This window comes from Paenibacillus sp. UNC451MF, from assembly GCF_000686845.1.
In the GTDB taxonomy this organism is placed as follows: Bacteria; Bacillota; Bacilli; order Paenibacillales; family NBRC-103111; genus Paenibacillus_S.
Map to the genome: position 1 here is coordinate 447,155 of NZ_JMLS01000001.1, position 20,357 is coordinate 467,511.

16 protein-coding genes are annotated in these 20,357 nt (G+C 45.0%); 14 read left to right on the forward strand and 2 right to left on the reverse strand.

What is annotated here, in order from left to right:
• Nucleotide 1: 1 nt before the first annotated feature.
• Both BP97_RS40070 and BP97_RS0101920 read right to left on the reverse strand, forming a co-directional pair.
• On the reverse strand, nt 2-1,108 hold the full coding sequence (locus tag BP97_RS40070; protein ID WP_197035395.1) for a glycosyltransferase family 2 protein: 1,107 nt from the start codon (nt 1,106-1,108) through the stop codon (nt 2-4).
• A 65-nt stretch (nt 1,109-1,173) separates the two neighbouring features.
• Nucleotides 1,174-1,944 (reverse strand): glycosyltransferase family 2 protein, encoded by a 771-nt coding sequence (locus BP97_RS0101920; RefSeq protein WP_028547597.1) that lies wholly within the window; start codon nt 1,942-1,944, stop codon nt 1,174-1,176.
• Nucleotides 1,945-2,310: 366 nt separating this feature from the next.
• Here BP97_RS0101920 and BP97_RS0101925 point away from each other — a divergent pair, with 366 nt between their 5' ends.
• From BP97_RS0101925 to BP97_RS0101990, 14 genes are all read left to right on the forward strand, one after another.
• A complete protein-coding gene (locus tag BP97_RS0101925; protein ID WP_028547598.1) occupies nt 2,311-3,033 on the forward strand; it encodes a sugar phosphate nucleotidyltransferase in 723 nt (240 codons plus the stop codon).
• Nucleotides 3,030-4,055 carry a dTDP-glucose 4,6-dehydratase gene (gene rfbB / locus BP97_RS34905; RefSeq protein ID WP_197035396.1) on the forward strand — a complete coding sequence of 342 codons (1,026 nt, stop codon included), beginning with the start codon at nt 3,030-3,032 and terminating at the stop codon, nt 4,053-4,055. Before BP97_RS0101925 ends, rfbB begins: the two co-directional genes overlap by 4 nt.
• The gene (gene rfbD / locus BP97_RS0101935) at nt 4,052-4,918 is read left to right on the forward strand and encodes a dTDP-4-dehydrorhamnose reductase (RefSeq protein ID WP_028547599.1); all 867 of its coding nucleotides are present in this window, start codon (nt 4,052-4,054) and stop codon (nt 4,916-4,918) included. The genes rfbB and rfbD overlap by 4 nt, the downstream gene beginning before the upstream one ends.
• Nucleotides 4,911-5,366 (forward strand): dTDP-4-dehydrorhamnose 3,5-epimerase family protein, encoded by a 456-nt coding sequence (locus tag BP97_RS0101940; protein WP_028547600.1) that lies wholly within the window; start codon nt 4,911-4,913, stop codon nt 5,364-5,366. Before rfbD ends, BP97_RS0101940 begins: the two co-directional genes overlap by 8 nt.
• A gap of 84 nt (nt 5,367-5,450) precedes the next feature.
• The gene (locus BP97_RS0101945) at nt 5,451-6,575 is read left to right on the forward strand and encodes a CgeB family protein (RefSeq protein ID WP_051620276.1); all 1,125 of its coding nucleotides are present in this window, start codon (nt 5,451-5,453) and stop codon (nt 6,573-6,575) included.
• A gap of 2 nt (nt 6,576-6,577) precedes the next feature.
• Nucleotides 6,578-7,735 carry a CgeB family protein gene (locus tag BP97_RS0101950; RefSeq protein ID WP_036745313.1) on the forward strand — a complete coding sequence of 386 codons (1,158 nt, stop codon included), beginning with the start codon at nt 6,578-6,580 and terminating at the stop codon, nt 7,733-7,735.
• A gap of 38 nt (nt 7,736-7,773) precedes the next feature.
• Entirely contained in the window at nt 7,774-8,895 is a 1,122-nt protein-coding gene (locus BP97_RS0101955; protein ID WP_028547603.1) for a CgeB family protein, read from the forward strand.
• A 201-nt stretch (nt 8,896-9,096) separates the two neighbouring features.
• Nucleotides 9,097-9,549, forward strand: a complete 453-nt coding sequence (locus tag BP97_RS0101960; RefSeq protein WP_028547604.1) for a ferritin-like domain-containing protein — start codon at nt 9,097-9,099, stop codon at nt 9,547-9,549.
• A 210-nt stretch (nt 9,550-9,759) separates the two neighbouring features.
• Nucleotides 9,760-10,977, forward strand: a complete 1,218-nt coding sequence (locus tag BP97_RS38585; RefSeq protein ID WP_051620277.1) for an S-layer homology domain-containing protein — start codon at nt 9,760-9,762, stop codon at nt 10,975-10,977.
• Nucleotides 10,978-10,980: 3 nt separating this feature from the next.
• Nucleotides 10,981-13,641, forward strand: a complete 2,661-nt coding sequence (locus BP97_RS0101970; protein WP_028547605.1) for a CARDB domain-containing protein — start codon at nt 10,981-10,983, stop codon at nt 13,639-13,641.
• Between the two features lie 68 nt (nt 13,642-13,709).
• Nucleotides 13,710-17,675 carry a PKD domain-containing protein gene (locus BP97_RS38590; protein WP_028547606.1) on the forward strand — a complete coding sequence of 1,322 codons (3,966 nt, stop codon included), beginning with the start codon at nt 13,710-13,712 and terminating at the stop codon, nt 17,673-17,675.
• 379 nt (nt 17,676-18,054) lie between these two features.
• The gene (locus BP97_RS0101980; protein WP_028547607.1) at nt 18,055-18,873 is read left to right on the forward strand and encodes a sensor histidine kinase; all 819 of its coding nucleotides are present in this window, start codon (nt 18,055-18,057) and stop codon (nt 18,871-18,873) included.
• Nucleotides 18,873-19,544 carry a response regulator gene (locus tag BP97_RS0101985; RefSeq protein ID WP_028547608.1) on the forward strand — a complete coding sequence of 224 codons (672 nt, stop codon included), beginning with the start codon at nt 18,873-18,875 and terminating at the stop codon, nt 19,542-19,544. The genes BP97_RS0101980 and BP97_RS0101985 overlap by 1 nt, the downstream gene beginning before the upstream one ends.
• Before the next feature lie 133 nt (nt 19,545-19,677).
• Nucleotides 19,678-20,337 (forward strand): YcnI family copper-binding membrane protein, encoded by a 660-nt coding sequence (locus tag BP97_RS0101990; protein WP_028547609.1) that lies wholly within the window; start codon nt 19,678-19,680, stop codon nt 20,335-20,337.
• Nucleotides 20,338-20,357 lie beyond the last annotated feature (20 nt).

The following is a 20,357-nucleotide window of genomic DNA, read 5'->3' on the forward strand; positions in this document are numbered from 1 at the left end:
GCTATCCTCCTGCAAAAGCTCTTTTACGTTGGGTATCCACAAAGTCCAACCGTTCTCCGGATCGCTCGCTCGCCAGCTTAATGGCTTCAATATGGTCTCCGATGATGAGATCCGCCATTTTATTTTTCATTCCGACGTTTCCTTCACGAAGCTTGTTACGTCGAATGACATTTATACTGCCTCCTATACCGATGTTCAGCCTGTTTATCGAAGCTAGTACTTGGGCTTTTGGAGGGACGATCAACGGATGGGCACCGATGGTTTCCACCGTTTTGCGAGATAAGGCGTGAGGTACGGCTGTCATTGAATTGGCCGCAAGGTCGGGACGGTGGAGTGCAACATTCAAAAATTGCTTCATGTAGGTGACAGAATCCAAACGGGCAAATGAAGATAGAAAAGGAGTCACATCGTTCAATGCGATATCCAATCCTTTCTCAATCCCATAAATGAAAGGAATCAGACTCTCCGCTTGAATGGGGATATCACCGTCAAGGAATAACAAAATATCCGATTGTGCCATATTAGCTCCAATAGCGCGTCCTACATCATGTCCTACCGCCTGTGGATAAGAAATGACCACAGCATGGGATAGGTTCCGGGTGATTTCAAAGCTCCGGTCGGTGGAGCCGTTTACGACAACATACACTTCATCCAGAGGAAGCCGGTTTAATTGGTGAAGAATAGCGCCAATCGTATCCTCTTCATTCTTAACCGTGACGATAGCGGCAATGGATTTATTCGTTGGAACGAGCAGCCAGTCGTGGGGATGCCTGCCCTTTGCTTTTTGGAAGCCGTGTACGTAGCCTTTGGCTGCATCCGCATAATGCTGCCAAGGCTTCCGTGTAATGTTTAAAGAAGGGATTCGCTTCATCCAAAAGCGATTTAATGCTTTTTTTTGAAATGGATCCTGATCGATAGAATATAGAGCTGCGTCCTCTTTGCCTGCTGCCTTGCCGGATTGGTAGGAGCGTGAGAAGATCCTGACAGTCTTCGTTAGGAAACGTTTTTTCCTAAAAGCTCGAGGGGAAGCTCTGCGCCTTGCTCTTTTTTTTAGCATCATTTTGCCTTTAATGACCTTACGGGTCCTTGTTCGTGTTCGTCTTCGCATTGAATAAGGTTTTCTTTTGGGTGCAGCTTTTTTTGTCAATCTTTTTAAATTAGGTTGCATTCTTATCACCTCACTAAGGAGCGGTTTCTGGTTAAATCCGAATGATGTGCCCGTTCGTTGGTAGCTTGGGTCAACCAATGTATGGCTTCCAGATGATCGCCTACTATTAAATCGCGAAGCGGATCGATTCCCTTGCTTCTGCGACGTATGGGATTGAGTGCACTGACATTGACATGATGGATGGCCTGCACTCGAAGCTGTTTCACCATGGCTATCGTTTGCGCTTTGGGAGGGACGGACAGGTTCTCCGCACCTATCGCATTCAGAGCTTTACGACTTAGAGCATGAGGTATCGCAGTCATAGAAGATCCGCGCAGATCACCTCGCCCTAGCATACTGTTCAAAGCGTGCTTCGCCAGTACGACAGGATGCACTTTATGCGTATGAACGGGACCGGAATATCGGTTCAGAGCAACATCTACACCTCGATGAACGGCATGAATAAAGGGAAAGAGCTGGACTGCCGGGATAACGATATCACCATCTATAAACAATAAGATATCTCCTGAAGCATGCTGAGCGCCTACACTTCGTCCCACATCATGCCCTAGAGGATGCTCATAGCTTATGACCCTGGCCCCGCTGGCTTGAGCAATTTCTTTAGAGCCGTCGGTGGAACCGTTAGCTACCACAATGATTTCTAGAGGTTTGAGCTTTCGCGCTTCTCTTAGCACCGAACGTAATGTTCGTTTCTCGTTCATCACCGGAATAATAACCGACACTCTGGAAGAGGATGGAGAGATGGCTGCTGACACGGACTTGCGTTGTCGCCGCATTTGTTATACAACTCCTCTCATCGGATATTGTGGCAAAGTTAGGTAAATATAGATTCGTACAATAGCTATCTTATGTACTTTTGTCACGGGAGAGAGGGCTATAGCATATAGGGGATGAAAAGGGCGGGGAATGTATGCATAGATGCATTCGAATGGGGAGGCAATTACATTATTATGACTGTCCGAAAAATTGGGGAGTCTGTTCGTTCGGGTGTCGGAGGTAAAGCTAATTGGGTACCGGACAACAGCCAATTTTTCCTATTATACGGTATTCGTCTATATGCATATGTCTGTACGAGAATATCATTAACTAGAGTGTGTGCCGCAAGCTGGAGGCATAAGCCGAAAGGAAAGGAGTCGTGTGCATTGAGAGGAGTTATTTTGGCCGGTGGTACGGGAACGAGATTGCGTCCACTGACGAACATTGTGAACAAACATCTGCTACCCGTAGGAAAATACCCGATGATTCATTACGCCATAGACAAAATGGTATCGCTCGGCATCAAGCAAATTCTTCTGGTCATTGGCAAACAATCCGCCGGTTTATTTACAGAATATATAGGAAGCGGCCAGCAGTGGGGGGTCAACATATCATACAAAATTCAGGAGCAGGCCGGAGGCATTGCGGAGGCGTTGGCTATGGCGGAGGATTTTATTCCGGCTGAAGAAAAGATGCTGGTCATTCTCGGAGACAATTTATTCCAGGATGATCTGCAGGAAGCGGTCGTGAAGTATAAGAAGCAACCACAGGGTGCGCATGTTTTTTTGAAAAAAGTGTCTGATCCTACCCGTTATGGGGTACCCATATGGGAGGGAGAACGGATTGCCTTTATAGAAGAAAAGCCCGCAGATCCTCAGTCTCACTTCTGCGTCACAGGCATTTATATGTATGATTCGCAGGTTTTCGATATCATCCGTACGGTGAAGCCTTCTTCCAGAGGAGAACTGGAAATAACGGATGTGAATAACGCGTATGCTGCAAAACGCGAGCTATCTTACAGTATTTTAACCGGTTGGTGGACCGACGCGGGGACGCATTCCTCCTTGCAGCAGGCCACCTCGCAGTTGACTGGACGTGGTGCGGAGTGACAACAGTATTGGTTACCGGGGGGATGGGGTTCATAGGGAGCAATTTCGTTCTGCATTGGATGAACAATCATCCGCAGGATCGAGTGTTAAACTATGATTTGCTTACTTATGCGGGGAATCCCTCTAATGTCTCGGCTGTACAGAAGCTGCCGAACTACCGATTTATAGAAGGCGATATCGCCGATTCGTCGCTTCTTGAGGAAGTGATGCTTGAAGAAAAGGTAGACACGGTTGTTCATTTCGCAGCGGAATCCCATGTGGACCGAAGTATTGAGGATCCATCCGTTTTTGTCCGTACGAACGTGCTAGGCACACAATGCTTATTGGAAGCGGCCAAGAAGTATGGCATAAGCCGATTTATCCATGTATCTACGGATGAAGTGTACGGAACGCTCGGGAGTGAAGGCTACTTTACCGAGTTATCCCCGATTTCCCCGAATAGTCCATACTCTGCCAGTAAAGCCGGGTCCGATTTATTGGCACGAGCCTATTACGAAACGTATGGATTTCCTGTCATAATAACCCGCTGCTCCAACAATTACGGGCCGCACCAATATCCAGAGAAACTTATACCCAAAATTATTTCAAACGCATTACAGGATCAGCCTATTCCAGTATATGGTGACGGGCGAAACATAAGAGATTGGCTGCATGTGGAGGATCACTGCTCAGCAATAGAGCATGTAATAAATTGCGGTCGACCGGGTCAAGTATACAACATCGGAGGAAACAGCGAACGCACGAATCTGGAGGTCGTGACAGAGATACTTCATCGCTTGGGCAAGCCGTTATCGTTAATTCAGTTTGTGGCTGATCGACTTGGACATGATCGCAGATATGCTATAGATGCATCCAAAATCAGAGATGAGCTGGGATGGACACCTCATTATTCATTTCAAGAAGGAATAGCGCGAACCGTAGATTGGTATATCGAGCACGAGGATTGGTGGCGTCGGCTTATTCAAGAGGCTCCGAACCGTAACGGTAGGGAAGTCGATGACGGAGGTGAGCCAATGACATGAAGGTATTGATAACTGGAGCTGGAGGCCAGCTCGGGTATGACTTAATTCGCGTCCTGTCGGGTAGTCATCAGGTTATCGCCATGACGAGGGCTGAATTGGACGTAGCGGATGAGGCAGCCGTAAATACTACTTTCAGACAGATGAAGCCGCAGGTTGTGATTCATGCTGCAGCTTATACGAATGTGGATCTGGCTGAGCAAGAGAGTGACAATGCTTATACGATCAATTCGATAGGGACAAGGAACGTAGCAATGGCGGCTGAAGAGCTTGGAGCCAAGCTGGTTCATATCAGCACCGATTATGTATTTGACGGCAGTAAGAGGACTCCGTACACAGAGACAGACCGCCCTAATCCACTAGGGGTATATGGAAATTCCAAGCTGCATGCAGAGAAGTTCGTAGAGCTGATTAGCGGGCAATATTTTATATTGCGCACTTCGTGGCTTTACGGCAAGAATGGCAGCAATTTTGTAACCAAAATGATTTCTCTGGGTCAGCAAAAAGAAGAGTTGTCCGTAGTTGCCGACCAGTTCGGTTCACCGACCTATACGCTCGATTTAGCTCGATTTATTGAGCATTTGATGCTGACGGACCGCTATGGACTATACCACGTCTCCAATCGGGGATACTGCTCACGGTATGCATTTGCTCAGGCCATATTCCAGGCGTTGAAATGGAATCATATTCGGCTTGTTCCTATAAGCTCTTCAGGATTCCCGGCGGCGGCTCAGAGACCCGAGTATTCTGTTTTTGATGATACAGCTATCAGACTGAATCAGCTGCCAAGGCTGCGTAATTGGAAAGATGCGTTAAACGACTTCTTGCACAATGATTATGTATTGGAGGACAAAGGCGATGATTGAAGGCGTTCAGAAAAAAAATCTCGTGCTGCACAGTGACGATAGAGGCTATTTTATGGAGCTGTTGCGGGAGGATGATCCTATTTACGGGCGTTTTGGGCAAGCATCCCTCTCCATGTCGTTTCCAGGTGTAATCAAAGCGTTCCATTACCATAAAAAGCAGGATGATATCTGGTTCTTCCCTTCGGGTCATGCTCAAGTGGTGCTTCATGATATGAGGCCCGAGTCCTCGACTTATAAACAGACGGATGTTTACTATATGGGGGACAATAATCGGTACCTGCTGTTCATCCCCCGTGGCGTTGCTCATGGTTACAGGGTATTAGGGAATCAGCCTGCTACCATCGTATATTTTACGAATTTAGCTTACGATCCTGAGCAGCCGGACGAATACCGGATCGACTGGAACGATGAGTCCATCGGCTTTGATTGGCACACACGCAATCGTTAAATAATAAAAAAGTTTTCTACGGAAAACTGGGCTACTGCTTACGAAGATAGTTTTCCGTAGGTGAACTTTTAGGAGGTCGACATAGTGGCTGTCCATGTGAAGAAATCGCGTGCTCTAGCCTTAAGGCAAAGTGCCATAAAAGGACGAAAGGACGGTTATCGGCTTGGTCGAAGCCATGGTTACCATCACGGACGATGCCAGGCGGTGTTGGACATAGTTCCCCCGTGGCAGCCCGTAAAACGTGCGCTAAAGGTGATGTATGTAGAGGAGGGAACACCCGGCTTTCGAACACTGGATTTGGGTATTGCCCATTCACTTGGAGAGTTGGTACAGGAAGTTCTAGTCGTGCAGTCTACTTCGGATTTGACAGATATAGCACAGCAATTTAAACCGGATCTTGTATTCATTTTGAACGGTATTTTTCGTGTTTCCAATGAGCAGGTCGTTAAGCTTCGGCAGCATGGATTCCGAACGGCCATTTGGTTTATGGACGATCCGTATTTTACGGATGTTACGGCACAGATGGCTCCGTTGTACGATTATATTTTTACACATGAGCTAAATGCCGTTCCATTCTATAAGACTTTGGGATGCAATCATGTTTACTATTTGCCCTCCGGAGTGGACAGAGCTGTTGTAGCTCCTCGATTTGTCGAAAGATCATACCGGTCGGATGTATGCTTTATCGGCTCCGGTTTTCCGAACCGGCTCTCGTTTTTTAATAAAGTCATTCCAGCATTAAAGGGAGTTCATCTGTTCATGGCAGGCCATGGCTGGAACCAACTGGGGCAGTACAAAGCCATTAAAAAGCATGTCAAGCTCCAAGGCGTTTTGTATGACGAGAACATCCGACATTACATCGGAGCCAAAATCGTTATCAATTTGCATCGGTCACCATTGGAACGCCTGAACAGCCGGGGAATTCAGGCTATGTCCATTAATCCCAGAACCTTCGAAATTTGTGCAAGCGGAGCTTTGCAAATAACTGACGTCAGACAAGATTTATCCAGATACTACACGCCGGGGCAGGAGCTTGTTACGTTTGCAAGTCCTGAGGAGCTTGTTGATCGTATCCACTATTATTTGCGGAATGAGGAAGAACGACGACGCATAGCCCTGAACGGCTTGTATAAAACAATGAGTCAGCACACGTATAGCCAGCGTCTGAATGGAATGCTGCATACCATTTTCGATGAAACAGGTGGTTAGGTATGAGTAAAAAGCTTGTTCTTTTGGCGAGTTATAAAAAGGACACAGCCCAGACCTATAACAAAGGTGTCCTTGTAGGCAGACAAGAGGGCTTTCGCAAAGGCTGGAGTCGAGGATATCATCTTGGGAGAAGCGCAGTGATTTTGCAGAAATTACAAGAGGCGGCAGGAATTCAACCTATTCGGGATCTTCACGTGCTGTTTGTTGTAGAAGCCTTTGAAGAAGGGCAATTTCACGAGCCTATCAACCAAGGCATCATCCGCGGCTTGCAGGGCCAGGTACGGCAAGTTTCCGTAGTATCTCCGCTAGATAACGTGGCAGAGCTGGCGAAGAAGGTACACCCTGATTTGGTTTTCGTTCTCAATGGCATTTTTCATTTGTCGATGCAACAACTTGCTGCTATACGTATGATGGGGATTCGGACCTGTGTTTGGATTACCGAGGACCCTTATTTTATTGATGTTACCTTAACCAAAGCCCCTCACTTCGATTACGTATTCACCCATGAACTCGGAGCAATTCCATACTACCAGACAGCCGGATGCCAGCAGGTTCATTATTTGCCGCTTGCTGTGAATGAGGCTATGTTTCGACCGAGCCATGTGAGTTTGGCGTACAGTAAGGACATCTGCTTTATCGGTACCGCATTTTGGAATAGGGTGCGTTTCGTGGATAAGATATCCCCTTATTTGATGCACAAAAAAACGTTCATTTCAGGCTATTTGTGGGATCGGCTGAAAAGCTACCGTAAACTCGGCTCGAGAGTCAGTCTGGAGCGATGCTTAAGTGCTAAAGAGACAGCCTCCTACTACAATGGTTCCAAGATAGTTATCAATCTTCATCGCTCCCACGAGGATGATCAGCATAATTACAATACAAGAAGAATCCGCGCGCTGTCCATTAACCCGAGAACGTTTGACATTTGTGCGTGCGGGGCGCTTCAGCTGACGGATATTCGGCATGATTTAAAGTACTTTTATACACCGGGCGAAGAGCTTGTCACCTACTCAAGTCCGGAGGAGCTGAGGGACAAATGCGAATATTATTTAACCCACGAAGAAGAGCGCAGAGAAATTGCGTTGCGGGGACTATATAAAACAATGAGTGAGCATACGTACAAACAAAGAATATCCCGATTGCTCAGCATTATGTACGGATAACAGACTGGCGTTTCAGTCATAAGTTAGGAGGGCCGCGAATGGCTGTTTTAAGGAAGTTAAACCCGTCACAAAGGCGGGGGAAAATACTTGGAAGCAGGGCAGGCTACAAGCTGGGTTGGAGCTACGGTCAACGTTTGGGACGTAGCGAGGTTGTAGTAAGATCCAATGTTCCGTTCGTGTCGAAGGCTTGTGATCTCTCCGTGCTTTGTGTCACTTCGGGCATGGGACTTCCTTTCTCACCTATAGACCATGCAGTCATAGAAGCGCTGAAAAAGCAGGTGCGTGAGCTTCATATTTGCTCGCCCAAGGATGACCTTGTTAAGCTAACCTCTCAATTAAGACCTCAGCTCGTGCTGGTGCTGTTCGGGATGCATGTAACAACGGAGGTTGTAAATTCCGTTAGAAGTCTCGGGAGCACTACAGCGATCTGGTATTCGGATGATCCGTACTACTCGGATATTACAAGGTTAACGGCAATCCATTACGATTATGTTTTTACCAATGAACTCAGCTGCATTGAGTTTTACCAGCTCCAAGGCTGCAGAAAAGTGTATCATTTACCCTTAGCGGTCGATTTGAATGTGTTTCGGCCCAAGAGGGTCGATACTGGATATTTTAGCGATGTGTGCTTTATCGGGAGTGCTTATTGGCACAGGGTTGGCTTTTTTAACCGTATAGCTCCTTATTTGGCAAGAAGAAACGTGAAAATATTTGGTTGGTGGTGGGAGCGCCTGGAGCAGTATTCCAAGCTGTCGCATAATATCCGTAATGAATGGTTGTCTCCGGAAGAAACGGACAAATATTATAACGGCGCCAAAATTGTGATTAACCTGCATCGCTCTCCCTATGATGAAACGTTTAATAAAAACAGCACGCGTGTCAAAGCTCTGTCCTCTAATCCGCGTACATTCGAAATTTGTGGCAGCGGAGCCTTCCAGTTGACGGATGCGCGACAAGATCTGCCTAATCTATATGGGCCCGGCCAAGAGCTGGCCACTTACTCCTCGGCCGAAGAACTGATAGAAAAAATTGAATACTACTTGCATCATGAGGAAGAGAGAAACGATCTTGCACTAAAAGGGCTGCAAAGAACACTCCGCGATCATACCTTTGATCACAGGGTTGCTGTATTACTTAATGTGTTAGTCGCGAGACGTTAAAAAGATTCATCTTCTTCCGTGAAGAACCTGATCATAGCGGGTTCTTTACGGATATAAGTTCGTATGCTCATCCTGAATTCCTATGCTAGATGCTTCTGACATACGTTTTACAAAAAAATGTGGTGTCATGGGCGAGCTATCGTGAATACGCTATTACTAATAGTGATTTGCCTATTCTTGTCTTGGAATGGAGGAAGCAGGATGAACATTAAATCCCCCTCTGCCGACGAATATTTTTCCTTGTCCGCCAAACTGCAATTTCAGGACGTACGCCGGTTTATGTCCCAGCTTCAGTGGAGTGTTAATCATACCGCTACATTGATTCGTGCTTATGCGGCACTGGTCAAATTGGCGCCTGCCGATGAGGCTATTATGGAGCTGGATCGGATGCTGGCTGAGGAGAAGCGGCATTACAAGCTGCTCGAAGCATTGTACATGGAGCTGAAAGGCATTGAGCCCTCGGTTCAGCCAGAACGAATTACTTATGCCACATATGAGGAAGGCTTGCAGCATGTTGTCCGTTTGGAGCGGGAAGCCATCCGGCAGTATCGCGATACTTACCTGCTAACTCCGAGTCCGAGGGTGCGGGATTTATTTTTCTATGGGATGAGTGACAGTGCAGATCATCTGGTAGGACTTATTTTAATGAGATAGTACTAAAGGCTTGTTTTTGGGAAGAAGGGTATTGCAAAATCTGACAATAATCTAGTATAATCGAACTGCATAGGAAAGTTTTGGAATTGATGTGGGATAATTTCATATTTATGGGTCGGAAGCACCGCCATTCAGAGGGATTTTACCTATGTTTGGAGGTGCTTTTTTATGAGCTGATATTTGTTAACCAAATGTTGAAGGGGCGTATTTATGATGAAGAAAACGGTTATGGCTGCATTTATTGCTGGGGTCTCGTTATTTTCTGTAGTAGGTAGTGTTAATGCAGAGGTTAAATTCACCGACTTAAACGGTCATTGGGCAAAAAAACAAATTGAATTTGCGGTTAATGACGGTTATGTAGATGGATATCCAGATGGTACTTTTAAACCAGATCAAAATGTAAGCCGTGTGGAGTTTATGAAATTGGTTGTGGATGCACTTAAATTTAAAAAGCAGGATGCTTCCGGTGAATGGTATCAACCGTACGTCAATACAGCTGTTGCGAATGGCATACATCAATTGGATGAATTTGCTGTGGATCAATTGACCAAGCCTATCACTCGGGAAGAAATGGCTAGGATCGCTGTTCGTGCTACAGGAGAAGCTAATTACGATGCTAAGAAGTGGATGTATCTTGCAACATCAAAAGGAATCATCCAAGGACTGGATAACAAAGGTACGCTTGGTGAGGATCAGCCGACGACACGGGCGCAGGCGATTACCGTAATCGAACGGATACTCAAGATCAAGAGCGGAGAAAAAATCGCTTTGGATAAATATGCTAAGTATGCGGCTTCGAGAGCGGAGATTAACTGGCATAAGACGAATGTCTACACCATGGCACAAGAGTATTTTGGTTGGGGTAAAAGTATTGGTAACGAGTTTAAAGTTGATCGCTTGAAGTTTGAGAATGAAAAAGGAATGTCTGAAGTTGAAAAGTTTGTAGTTGTTGATATGGGGGACCCGGAAGACCCGTTCAGAGTGGAGATTCCGGATAACATGTATTGGACTAATAAGGTCGGGAAACAGCGTATAAAGACTCAGGAGGTTCCATTAAACACTTATGCGTTTCTAAGTTTCAACCACTTTACGGTAAGTACGGATGTTCCAAAAAAATATTTTCATTATGCAATACTACACACAAGTCCTTTTATCAAGAACGGAGATTCATTGGATGAAAATGGTAACCTAAAGGATGTGGTGACTTATGGGACTCTTGATGAGTATGGTAGCTTGCAGTCTGGTTTGATAGATTTGAAGACTGGTGATCATGATATGCGTATCATAACAGCGCAGCTCGTCCCAAAAATGTCTGGATTTGATGGTGCTTCCTGGGGAGTAGACAGGCAACCTTGCGTTGAACTTGGGGAAGGATCGACAGAAATTTCTGTGTTCGTCTCTGAAGTGCATCATGATTTGGGGGAATAGAGTTTGAAAAGCAAACTGTTAAACAGCTTATTAGCAATTTCAATTCTAACTCCCTCATTTTCCTTCTTATCAACACCGGCAGGGGCTATACCCTCTAAGGAAGTGCCTTTACCAGTATATTATGTTCCTGATGAAGTCCTATTCAATTTGGGAACAAAATATTTTGGTTCAAATAAGTCCAGTATAACAGTATCTGATGTAATTATAACACCAACTGGGACTGACCCCATTTCAAGGGTAGAACTGAGGGATTCCGAAGACAATGTATTACAAACTTTGGTTAATACTTCCGAAAACACATATAAAGTTCCAAACCCTGTTACTCCGCTTTCAAATAACATAGCGTTAGAGTCCAGTAAAAAAGTGGCGATTCTTCAAGGAACCTTCGAATGGTTCAGGGACCCGAATAAGAAGGTTTGGATATATGATTACGATGACCCTGCTGTAGATGATGGTATTACTAAGAGGTATTACAAGAGTGATGACAAAATTTATGACCGACCTCCCTCAAGTTTCTGTAAATTGCATGTAGGTTTCCCAACTGACTCTTTACCTTCTTATCCTTCTGGATATGAAGACACTGCTCAGTGCAACGAGGCTACAGACTATAGGCAAGGAATCTTGGATATATCAGGGGTTATGATGAAAGTTAAGGAAGATACTAAAATAACTATATCTCCGGCTGAAGTAGCCTCCCTGAATTTTGATAATCAAACATTTGAGTTTCTCCCAGACGGTAATCTTGGTCAAGATAATATTAAAGGAATCACTCAGGGAAAAATTAACCCCAAAACTCTTACGTATCGTTTTGAATATACGGCTGTTTATGATGTTGAGCCGGACAGGGTTGACACATCTTCACCTAGCTGGGTATTTACATGGCTCAACAGGTGGGATATTGCCTTAAAGGGTGAAGTTTACCGCTACCCACAAATGAAGATTGTGTATGTGACAACCCCACCGACTGAAAAAACGAACTTATCTTTCCCTTCTATCACTGCACCTAAGTGTGTCGCAGCTGGTGAGGACAATACATACGCATACAAACTTATGAACAGTGGTCCGGCAGTTTCCACTGCATTTAAGGTCAAAATCTCAACAGATTGGGGAGAAATAATAACGCACACTTTTCCGGGGATTGGCAGGGAAACAAAGGATGGTTCGTTCACCCATAAATTTACTTCAACAGGGTTAAAGACCATAACGTTTTATGCGGATAGCGATAATGCGTTGGAATTGGACCCAGCTAGTGAACGTACAAAGACCTTAACCGTCGATGTGCAAAGCTCGTGCTCCGGGGGACCTCCTGAAGAAGGGGGAGGCTGTTCTCTTGGTGCCGGATGCCCTGGCGTACTAACAGGTAAACTCACTGTTCGTGACAAGGAAATTGAGTGGAAGGATGACAATGAATTTGACGTTATTTTGGATGTGCCGCCTAATTCCTGCAAACCTACTCAAGGTAGGTTTAAGGCCATACAGGGAGATAACGAGTATGTTTATGGGTGGACATCAACCATAAGCTCATCAAATTCTGACTCTACCTATTTCCGGTTCAAAAGCAACCAGTACCCGGCTAACATGCAGGCTGGTACTGTAAAGGTTCTGTATTATGTTGAAGATACTTGTGGCCGAACTTCGCTGATAGGTCCAGATGATTTTAAAATTATCAAGATATCTGGCGTGCCTACGGTTGAAGTTTCTTGGTATGCTCAGGATAATTTAAAAATTACCGAAGCTATTCAAGACGACATTGTGTATGTCAAGGTTAAGGCAACAGATACCAAGAACGAAAAGATCACCTTCTCTTGGGACTTTACTAAGAGCACTCCTTGGTTAAGTAGTCTACCATCTTTGTATGGTTGGAAATCCCCATTAGATAAAGAATCCTACACAGGCATCAAAGCCACTACAAAGGGTAGCCATAATGTTTGTGTGACTGCCATAAACGAATCGGGTGCTACAGCAACTGCTTGTGCTTACTTAGATGTTTTGGGTCCTGAACCTAAAGCAAAAATAACAGTAGGCGGGTGGCCGAAAGAAGAACGTAGGATTGAGTTATCTGGTTCACGAAGCTACAGCCCAAGGAATTTACCTTTAACTTATCGGTGGACCATTGAGCCAGTGGCTGGTCAAACAGAAGGTACGATGTCTGATATAACATACATTGCACCACTGTCAGGGGAACTTAAGGATTTCAAGACATCGAAGAAAGGTAAATACTTGGTAACTTTGGTAGTTACCGATACTATGGGGCTAAGTGACGATGATTCAGAGATAGTGGACGTAGCCCCTGATATTCCTCCAGTAGCTAACTTAACAGGAAATCAGATAGCAGGTAGGCAATTGCCCGACAGAGGCCTAGCACCCTTTGTGTTACTAGGTTATGGTGCAAGTTTGGATGCAGACATTATAAGTAAAAGGTATTGGACCTTAATTTACGACTCCAATAATGATGGTGTGTTCAATGAACCTATTACTGCCGAAATTGATGAAGATGCGTTAGTTCAAGGGTGGGAATACCCATACATTATCGGATATGATCAGCTTATCATAATTAAAACAGGTGAGCACATAGTTACAGTTAAGGGCCCACATGTGGGAAAATACAGGTTCGGTTTAAAGGTTATCGAATCTCCGGGGCAGCCTACTGATTTAATTCACTAAGTAATATAGGTAAAGGGGGAACGAAAACGTGGTCTCCCTTTACTTTCTTAATAAGAGGGGATAGTCAGTTGAGATTTCATTTAAGAACAGGCCTAACTTATCTACTTGGAGTGGTCTTAGTAGCAGGCTCCCTTCTCCCAGCTGGACAAGCTCAGGCACTTTATAAGTATGATTACAAAGATTTTTTTGGTGAAGTGATTAACGATAATCCTGAGGTATCATTCACAGTGACCGGAGAAACTACCGAACCATCTCCAATGAATGTTGCTGGTTATGCTGCTTCTGAATTATCAGGCAGTAGTTGGACTAACACTACTTTAGATAAGCCAAGTATTTATAATTCCTGGGCAGTGGGGCCAAACGGTGTACTCGCAAGCAGCCGTAGATATCCGGGCAGTGGTTCTCCTTCTTTATATTCTTTGCCATTAGGTGATGCAAACATTAAGTTAAATGGCAGACCTATCAAGCTTCCAAGTATGGCTAGTGTGGAGAATGCCACCTCCATAGGTAACGACGAATATTTAATAACTAAAGAATATTATACTTATTTAACTGGACCAAACCACGATCCCATACAGCTTGCCTTTGTTTCTGGTGCCTCCAATAAATACTACAATTGGTTAACGGATGAATTAATGGTCATTGAGGTTGATGGTCCAAGATATAATAATGTGAGTGCCGAGTACCAATATATAGAAACTTGGAGAAGATGGAAACTATCCGATTTACGGCAACGGCAAACAAGTTCGGTGGCTAGTGGGGTAAGAAAAGCTACTTGGAACTCCGGACCTGGATATAGAGTCAGCGGGGAGTACGCAACATGGGGTGACGGCTACAGATACGCTGGATATGAGAGAACACAATTGAGAGAAGATTTTGCCGAAATCAACCTCACGTCGAGAACAGTAACCTATTTTAAGAAGGACGGAAAGGGGACCCCCTACAAAACAGCTAGTTTTGATAATATGGCTCCCTTTCCAAAGAAGACCGGAACTGGAACGGCCTCAAACCTTTCTTATTATCCTGGAGAAGCGCCCGACTATATCTTTAAGCCAAAGGTAATGGATGGAAAAGGAAATTATTATAATTTCGAGATCGATGGCAATAGCAAGACACATCTAATAAAAGTAGATGGTTACACTGGGATGCCGGTGGATCTAGGCATTATAAATCTAGATCCTTACGCTTCTAATAGCTTTGAGAGCATTTCTGAGGATGGTACCATAATAGGCATTCTCAGTAATTGGAATGGTCATGACGATGATAATGGGAATTGGATTCCGAGTGGTAACGAAACATATTATTTGCATATCGCGACGGGTTCAAGGGTTGGAAAGCCTGCTATCCATTTAGAAGGCTTTAAAGATGGTTATCAAAATGGTTACGGGTTTAAAACTTTCAAAGAGCCTGATAAGTATTGGGATGATGATGAAGGGAAGTGGGTAGACACATATAGATTTGTTGAAAAATTAGTGGATATGTCTAATGATGTTCCGGTGAATACAAATTCCATATACCGGCCACCTGCTAATAATAGTACCCCTCCTGCAGTAATCACATCTGATAATCAGTATTTATCGCAGGGTTATGTATATGAGTATATTCCCAGCACTGATCAACCGATAACTTCAAATGAACCGTTTACTTTTGGTCAGTTGTATAAGCCTTCCTCCCAATCTATTAAGAATGGTACATTGGCTTGGAGTATGAAAGCATCGTTAGACCACCCTAATATGGCAATTGGTGTCGGATTTAGAATGCAAAACAATCAAAACATGTATCGTCTCGAATCCAACAAATCTAGCCTCGATCTTATTAAGATTGTGGGTGGTCGCAAAACACTACTATCTTCGACGGTGCATGTTGTTCCATCAACGGAATGGATTCCCTATCGTATCAAGTTGAATGGTACGACTATTAGAGTCTATGAGAATAATGTTAAAGTAATAGACATTACTGATGGGACGTTTACACAAGGAACTGCGGGTCCTTTTAGTACGGCAGACAATGCGTTATTCCGAAATATGACCTATCAGTGGAGTGCTAATGATGATTCATATGCAACTCCAGGAACCGCCATCGTTGATACAGAGGTGAAGTATGAAACAACATTTAACGACCCCGAAAATGACCCACCATTAACGTCTGGAACTGAGTGGAATTACGCTCATGTGGATACCACCATGTTCTTGGATGCCGGTGATGGAAAGTCAGGGTTATCGTCTTTGAATGGTAAAACGGTAACATCTACTGTACTGACTTTCGATAAAGTAGGCAGGTATAAGATCGACTATCGCTTACCTGATGATCCCCATAAGAATCATAGATTATCGAATGGCGATCTTGCTTTTAAAAATTACTCTCAATATTCTGATTGGTATTCGCAATATCTCATAGTACATCGGAGACCTATTGCCAACTTTACTTTGAGTGTTGACGGTAACAAGTTAGTGACTTGGACAGACTACAGCTACGACCCGGATAGGTGTTATAGCTCTTCAAATTGTCAATCATCCTATAGCTCAAATCATGGTATTTTCAAGAAAAAGTTTTACTACATAACACCTAGCGGTAATCGGGTTGATGGCAAGTTAATCCGTCCTGTAGAATCTGGCGAATACACCGTGTATATGGCTGTTGGAGATGAGTATAACGCATGGTCGGATTGGTATGAACAAACCATTCAAATTGATCAACCCGCTCAACCTAACAATCCTCCCACGGTAACATTAACATTCCCTAACGGAAACTACGATAACCCATCACCAGTATCCTTATTGCCTACGGTAACTTGGGATCAAAATGACCCTGATCCAAATACGATTTTTACAGCGTTCGATCTTGTGATTAAAGACGAGTGGGGAAATTGTGTCGAGTGTACTACAAACAGGGTGATGGAAACGCCAAATACGAGCTGGGCATGGACCATGAATCAGTCGCTAGAAATGGGACGGAAATATCAAGTACAGGTTAGGGTTAGTGACGGGGAGAGTTGGTCCGGCTGGAGTAACATCGGTTGGATGAGCACGAACAGCCCACCAGCTGCTTACATGAGCTTTCCTTATGGTACACAAGCAGCTCCGACCATCATTAACACATTGCGACCCATATTGACTTGGTTACAGACCGATCCGGACACAGACGCTTGGTTCGATTATTTCCAGATCCAAATCATCAATGAAGCGAATAACACTATCATCTACCATAGCAGCAAAGTGTGGCAGCATACACAATCAGCCAATGGCAGCTTAGCTGTGCCGGTAGATCTGCCGACTGGCCAAAAAATGCGCGTACAGGTTAAGGTTTGGGACCAATATGGGGCTGAATCTCCTTGGAGTCCTCAAACCTGGATGATGATTAACCGGCCTCCGGTAGCTGATTTTGATTGGACGCCGAAGCCAGCCTTTGAAGGGGATACGGTGACCTTGATCAATCGCTCTTCGGACCCGGAAGGAGATTCTTTAACGTATGAATGGCTAATTGTCGGCCCTGATTACAGTGCGGTGTATACATCGGAAAATGCCGAAATCCCGTCATCATGGACTGATAACCATCCTGGAGATTATCGGGTAACCCTAACTGTTATGGATATACACGGTGCGTCGGATTCCATCACCAAAATAGTCCATGTCGGAGATTTAATGCTGGATGGATTCGTCCGGCATACTTCACAGTGGAATGAAAACCGGCAAAGCTACAATCTACGCAAAACTGGAGATCCTGAACGTCCTCGTCCCTACGAGCTGTTCTGGTCTGGAGAGGCCTTTGTATTAGTCTCAACTACTAATGAGCCTGCTTCAAGCGTGATGGTACACATGTCCTACACGGAGCTTGAGACGCTGCTGACCGCTGCCCCTAATCGTACGGGTTGGGACGGGCAGATGTTGAGAGACGATTTTGAAAATTTACCGGATAAGGCGTATATATTCCGATTTACGGCTGTATGGCCCAATGGTCACACAGAATATGTTGATAGAATCATTTCTATTAAAAATCCTTGGACCGAATTTGCTGCCAGCGTTAGAAAAGAATAAAATACTGACTAAATACCCGGGGCATCCTTTGCTGGTGCGATACCCGGGTGTTTTTTTCGCAAAGCTTTTCCTTTTCTTAAAGTGTATAATGAGTGGAAACAGAGTGATAGAAGGGGATGCACGCGAAGTGCATTCCAATATGCTATCATGACTGTATTCGAGCATCATGAGTGCGCCGTGAAGACCGCATGGACATTCACGGAAAATTGTTCAGGCTTTATTGGAGTCCAATCCCGTTCAGGTGGAGCGCTTCGAGCAGAAGCTAAAAAGAATTGATGGCATGGTTCAGCTGACTCGTATACAGATTTAGGACCGTCCTAATGCGCTGGAAGAGATCGCAATCACAAGAAATGAATAAACGGAAACGAGTGAAATCCAAATGTCATTACGAACGCTAAAATGGCTGACTATCCTTGTGCCGCCGCTCATAATTGGAGGATTTGAGTACATTCGCCATGATTTTTTGCTTGATCAGCTGTCGATGGAGACAGGCAATTTATATATAACGATTTTGACTTTATTCCTGTCATATCTGTTCGCTACGTGGATGTTTCAGAGCATCAAACGCATAAGTGAGCGGCTGTCGGCTGAACAATCCAAAAGAGCTGTTTACGAAGAACGTGAACGTTTGGCTCAAGAATTGCATGATAATATTGCACAAATCTTATTTTTTTTGAATGTGCAGTTAAGCAAGGGGCAGCTGCAGGAAGCTCGATCGGCAGTATCCGAAATTGATCATCATCTTCGTCAGGCCATATTCAATTTGCGGACGATGCCCGAAGAAGGATCGACTTTCGCTTCGCGATTAACCACTTGGATTGAAGAGTGGAGCGGGATTACCGGTATCGCAGTCGAGCAATCCATTGACCTGACACAGCAGAGCATTTCCCCGTCCGCGGAGGTGAAGCTTTTCGCCATAATCCGGGAGGCGTTCACGAATATCCGCAAGCATTCAGAAGCGGATCATGCCGCCATTGAGCTTGGAGCAATAGGCCATGGCGAAGAGTGGAGGCTCTGTATCCGGGATAATGGAGTTGGTATGGACACAGACCATATCGAGGCTTCCTCCAAACGTTACGGATTAACCTTAATGCGCAAGCATGCAGCCGAATTAGGAGCACAATTCACCATCCAATCGACATCCCAAGCGGGAACTATATTAACAGTCTCAGGACCTGTAAAAAGGAGTGCATCGTGATGAATTACCGCGTATTGATAACGGATGACCATCCGCTGGCCCGCAGAGCCGTATGTACTCTGCTGGAAGGTGAGCCGGGCTTCGAGATTGTAGGCGAAGCGGATAATGGAGAAAAGGCAATTATAATGTGCAATGACCTTGCACCCGATCTTGTCTTAATGGATATTCAAATGCCCGGAATGTCGGGGTTGGAAGCGACAAGGAGAATTAAGCAGCATAATCCGCATATCAAAATCGTCATGCTTACGGTATCCGATGATGTAGCCGATTTATTCACGGCGATTCAGAACGGGGCGCAGGGGTATTTGCTCAAAAACATGGACCCTGACGATTGGATCGTCTATTTGCGAGGATTGCTTGATGACCAGAGCGAAATTTCGCGTCATATCGCCGATCGCTTGTTTCATCAATTTCGTTCCGCTCCTGCTCAAGCTGTGGAGGAAACAAAACCCAATGTCCTCTCCCAGCGTGAAGGTGAAATTCTCATGTGCGTGGCTAGCGGGCAGAGCAACCGACAAATTGCGGAACAGTTGATCATCACTGAAAATACAGTAAAAAATCATATTAAAAACATTTTGGCCAAGCTGTCGCTTGACAACCGGGTTCAGCTGACGGCCTATGCGATCCGTCACGGCTTGACACAGTATAGTCAAAAACAATCGCGCAAATAGCCCGATGGGGTCATATTCAGTACGTCCGGTTTGCAGTAAATTTAAAGGGTAGTTTAGAAGCGTTCGGCTTCAGAGTAACCTTTTAAACAAAAGCAATAAAGGACATAATGATGCCCAGGGGGATGATGGATTCATGAAGAAAACGAGTATGATTTTGATGATTTGCCTACTTTTTACCGTGCTTGGCGGCGGAATCGCAAGCGCACACGTAACGGTGCTTCCGAGTGAATCAGTGCAGGGCTCCTACGAGAAGTTTACGGTACGAGTTCCTAATGAAAAAGATATACCTACAGTAAAGGTTGAGGTTAAGTTTCAGCTGGACAGCGTTTCTATAAGCCGTTTTGAACCTAAGCCAGGGTGGAAATACGATTTGGCGAAAGACGCTTCCGGTAAAATTACGGCGGTTACTTGGACCGCAACCGGAGAAGGGTTAGCCGCAACGGAATTCGGCGATTTTAATATGCAGGGGAAAGTGGCTGACAATGCTACCAGCATTAACTGGAAAGCCTACCAAACCTATAAAGACGGTTCAGTTGTAGAGTGGGTTGGAGCAGCCGGCTCTGATAAGCCCGCATCTGTAACAAAGGTAAACGCCAAACCGGCTGGGGCTGCCGCTGACAGTCACGGTAATACGACAGCACCTGCCGGCAACGCAGGGGGAGCAAGCCATGACAACGGTGCTTCTGCGGCACCTGCCGCTTCGCAAACGCCACTGTATTTATCCATAGTAGCACTTGTTCTCGGAGTTTTAGCTTTAATCGTTGCCTTGTCCAAAAGAAAAGCAAGCCGTTAAGATCTAGTCACTCTTGTAAT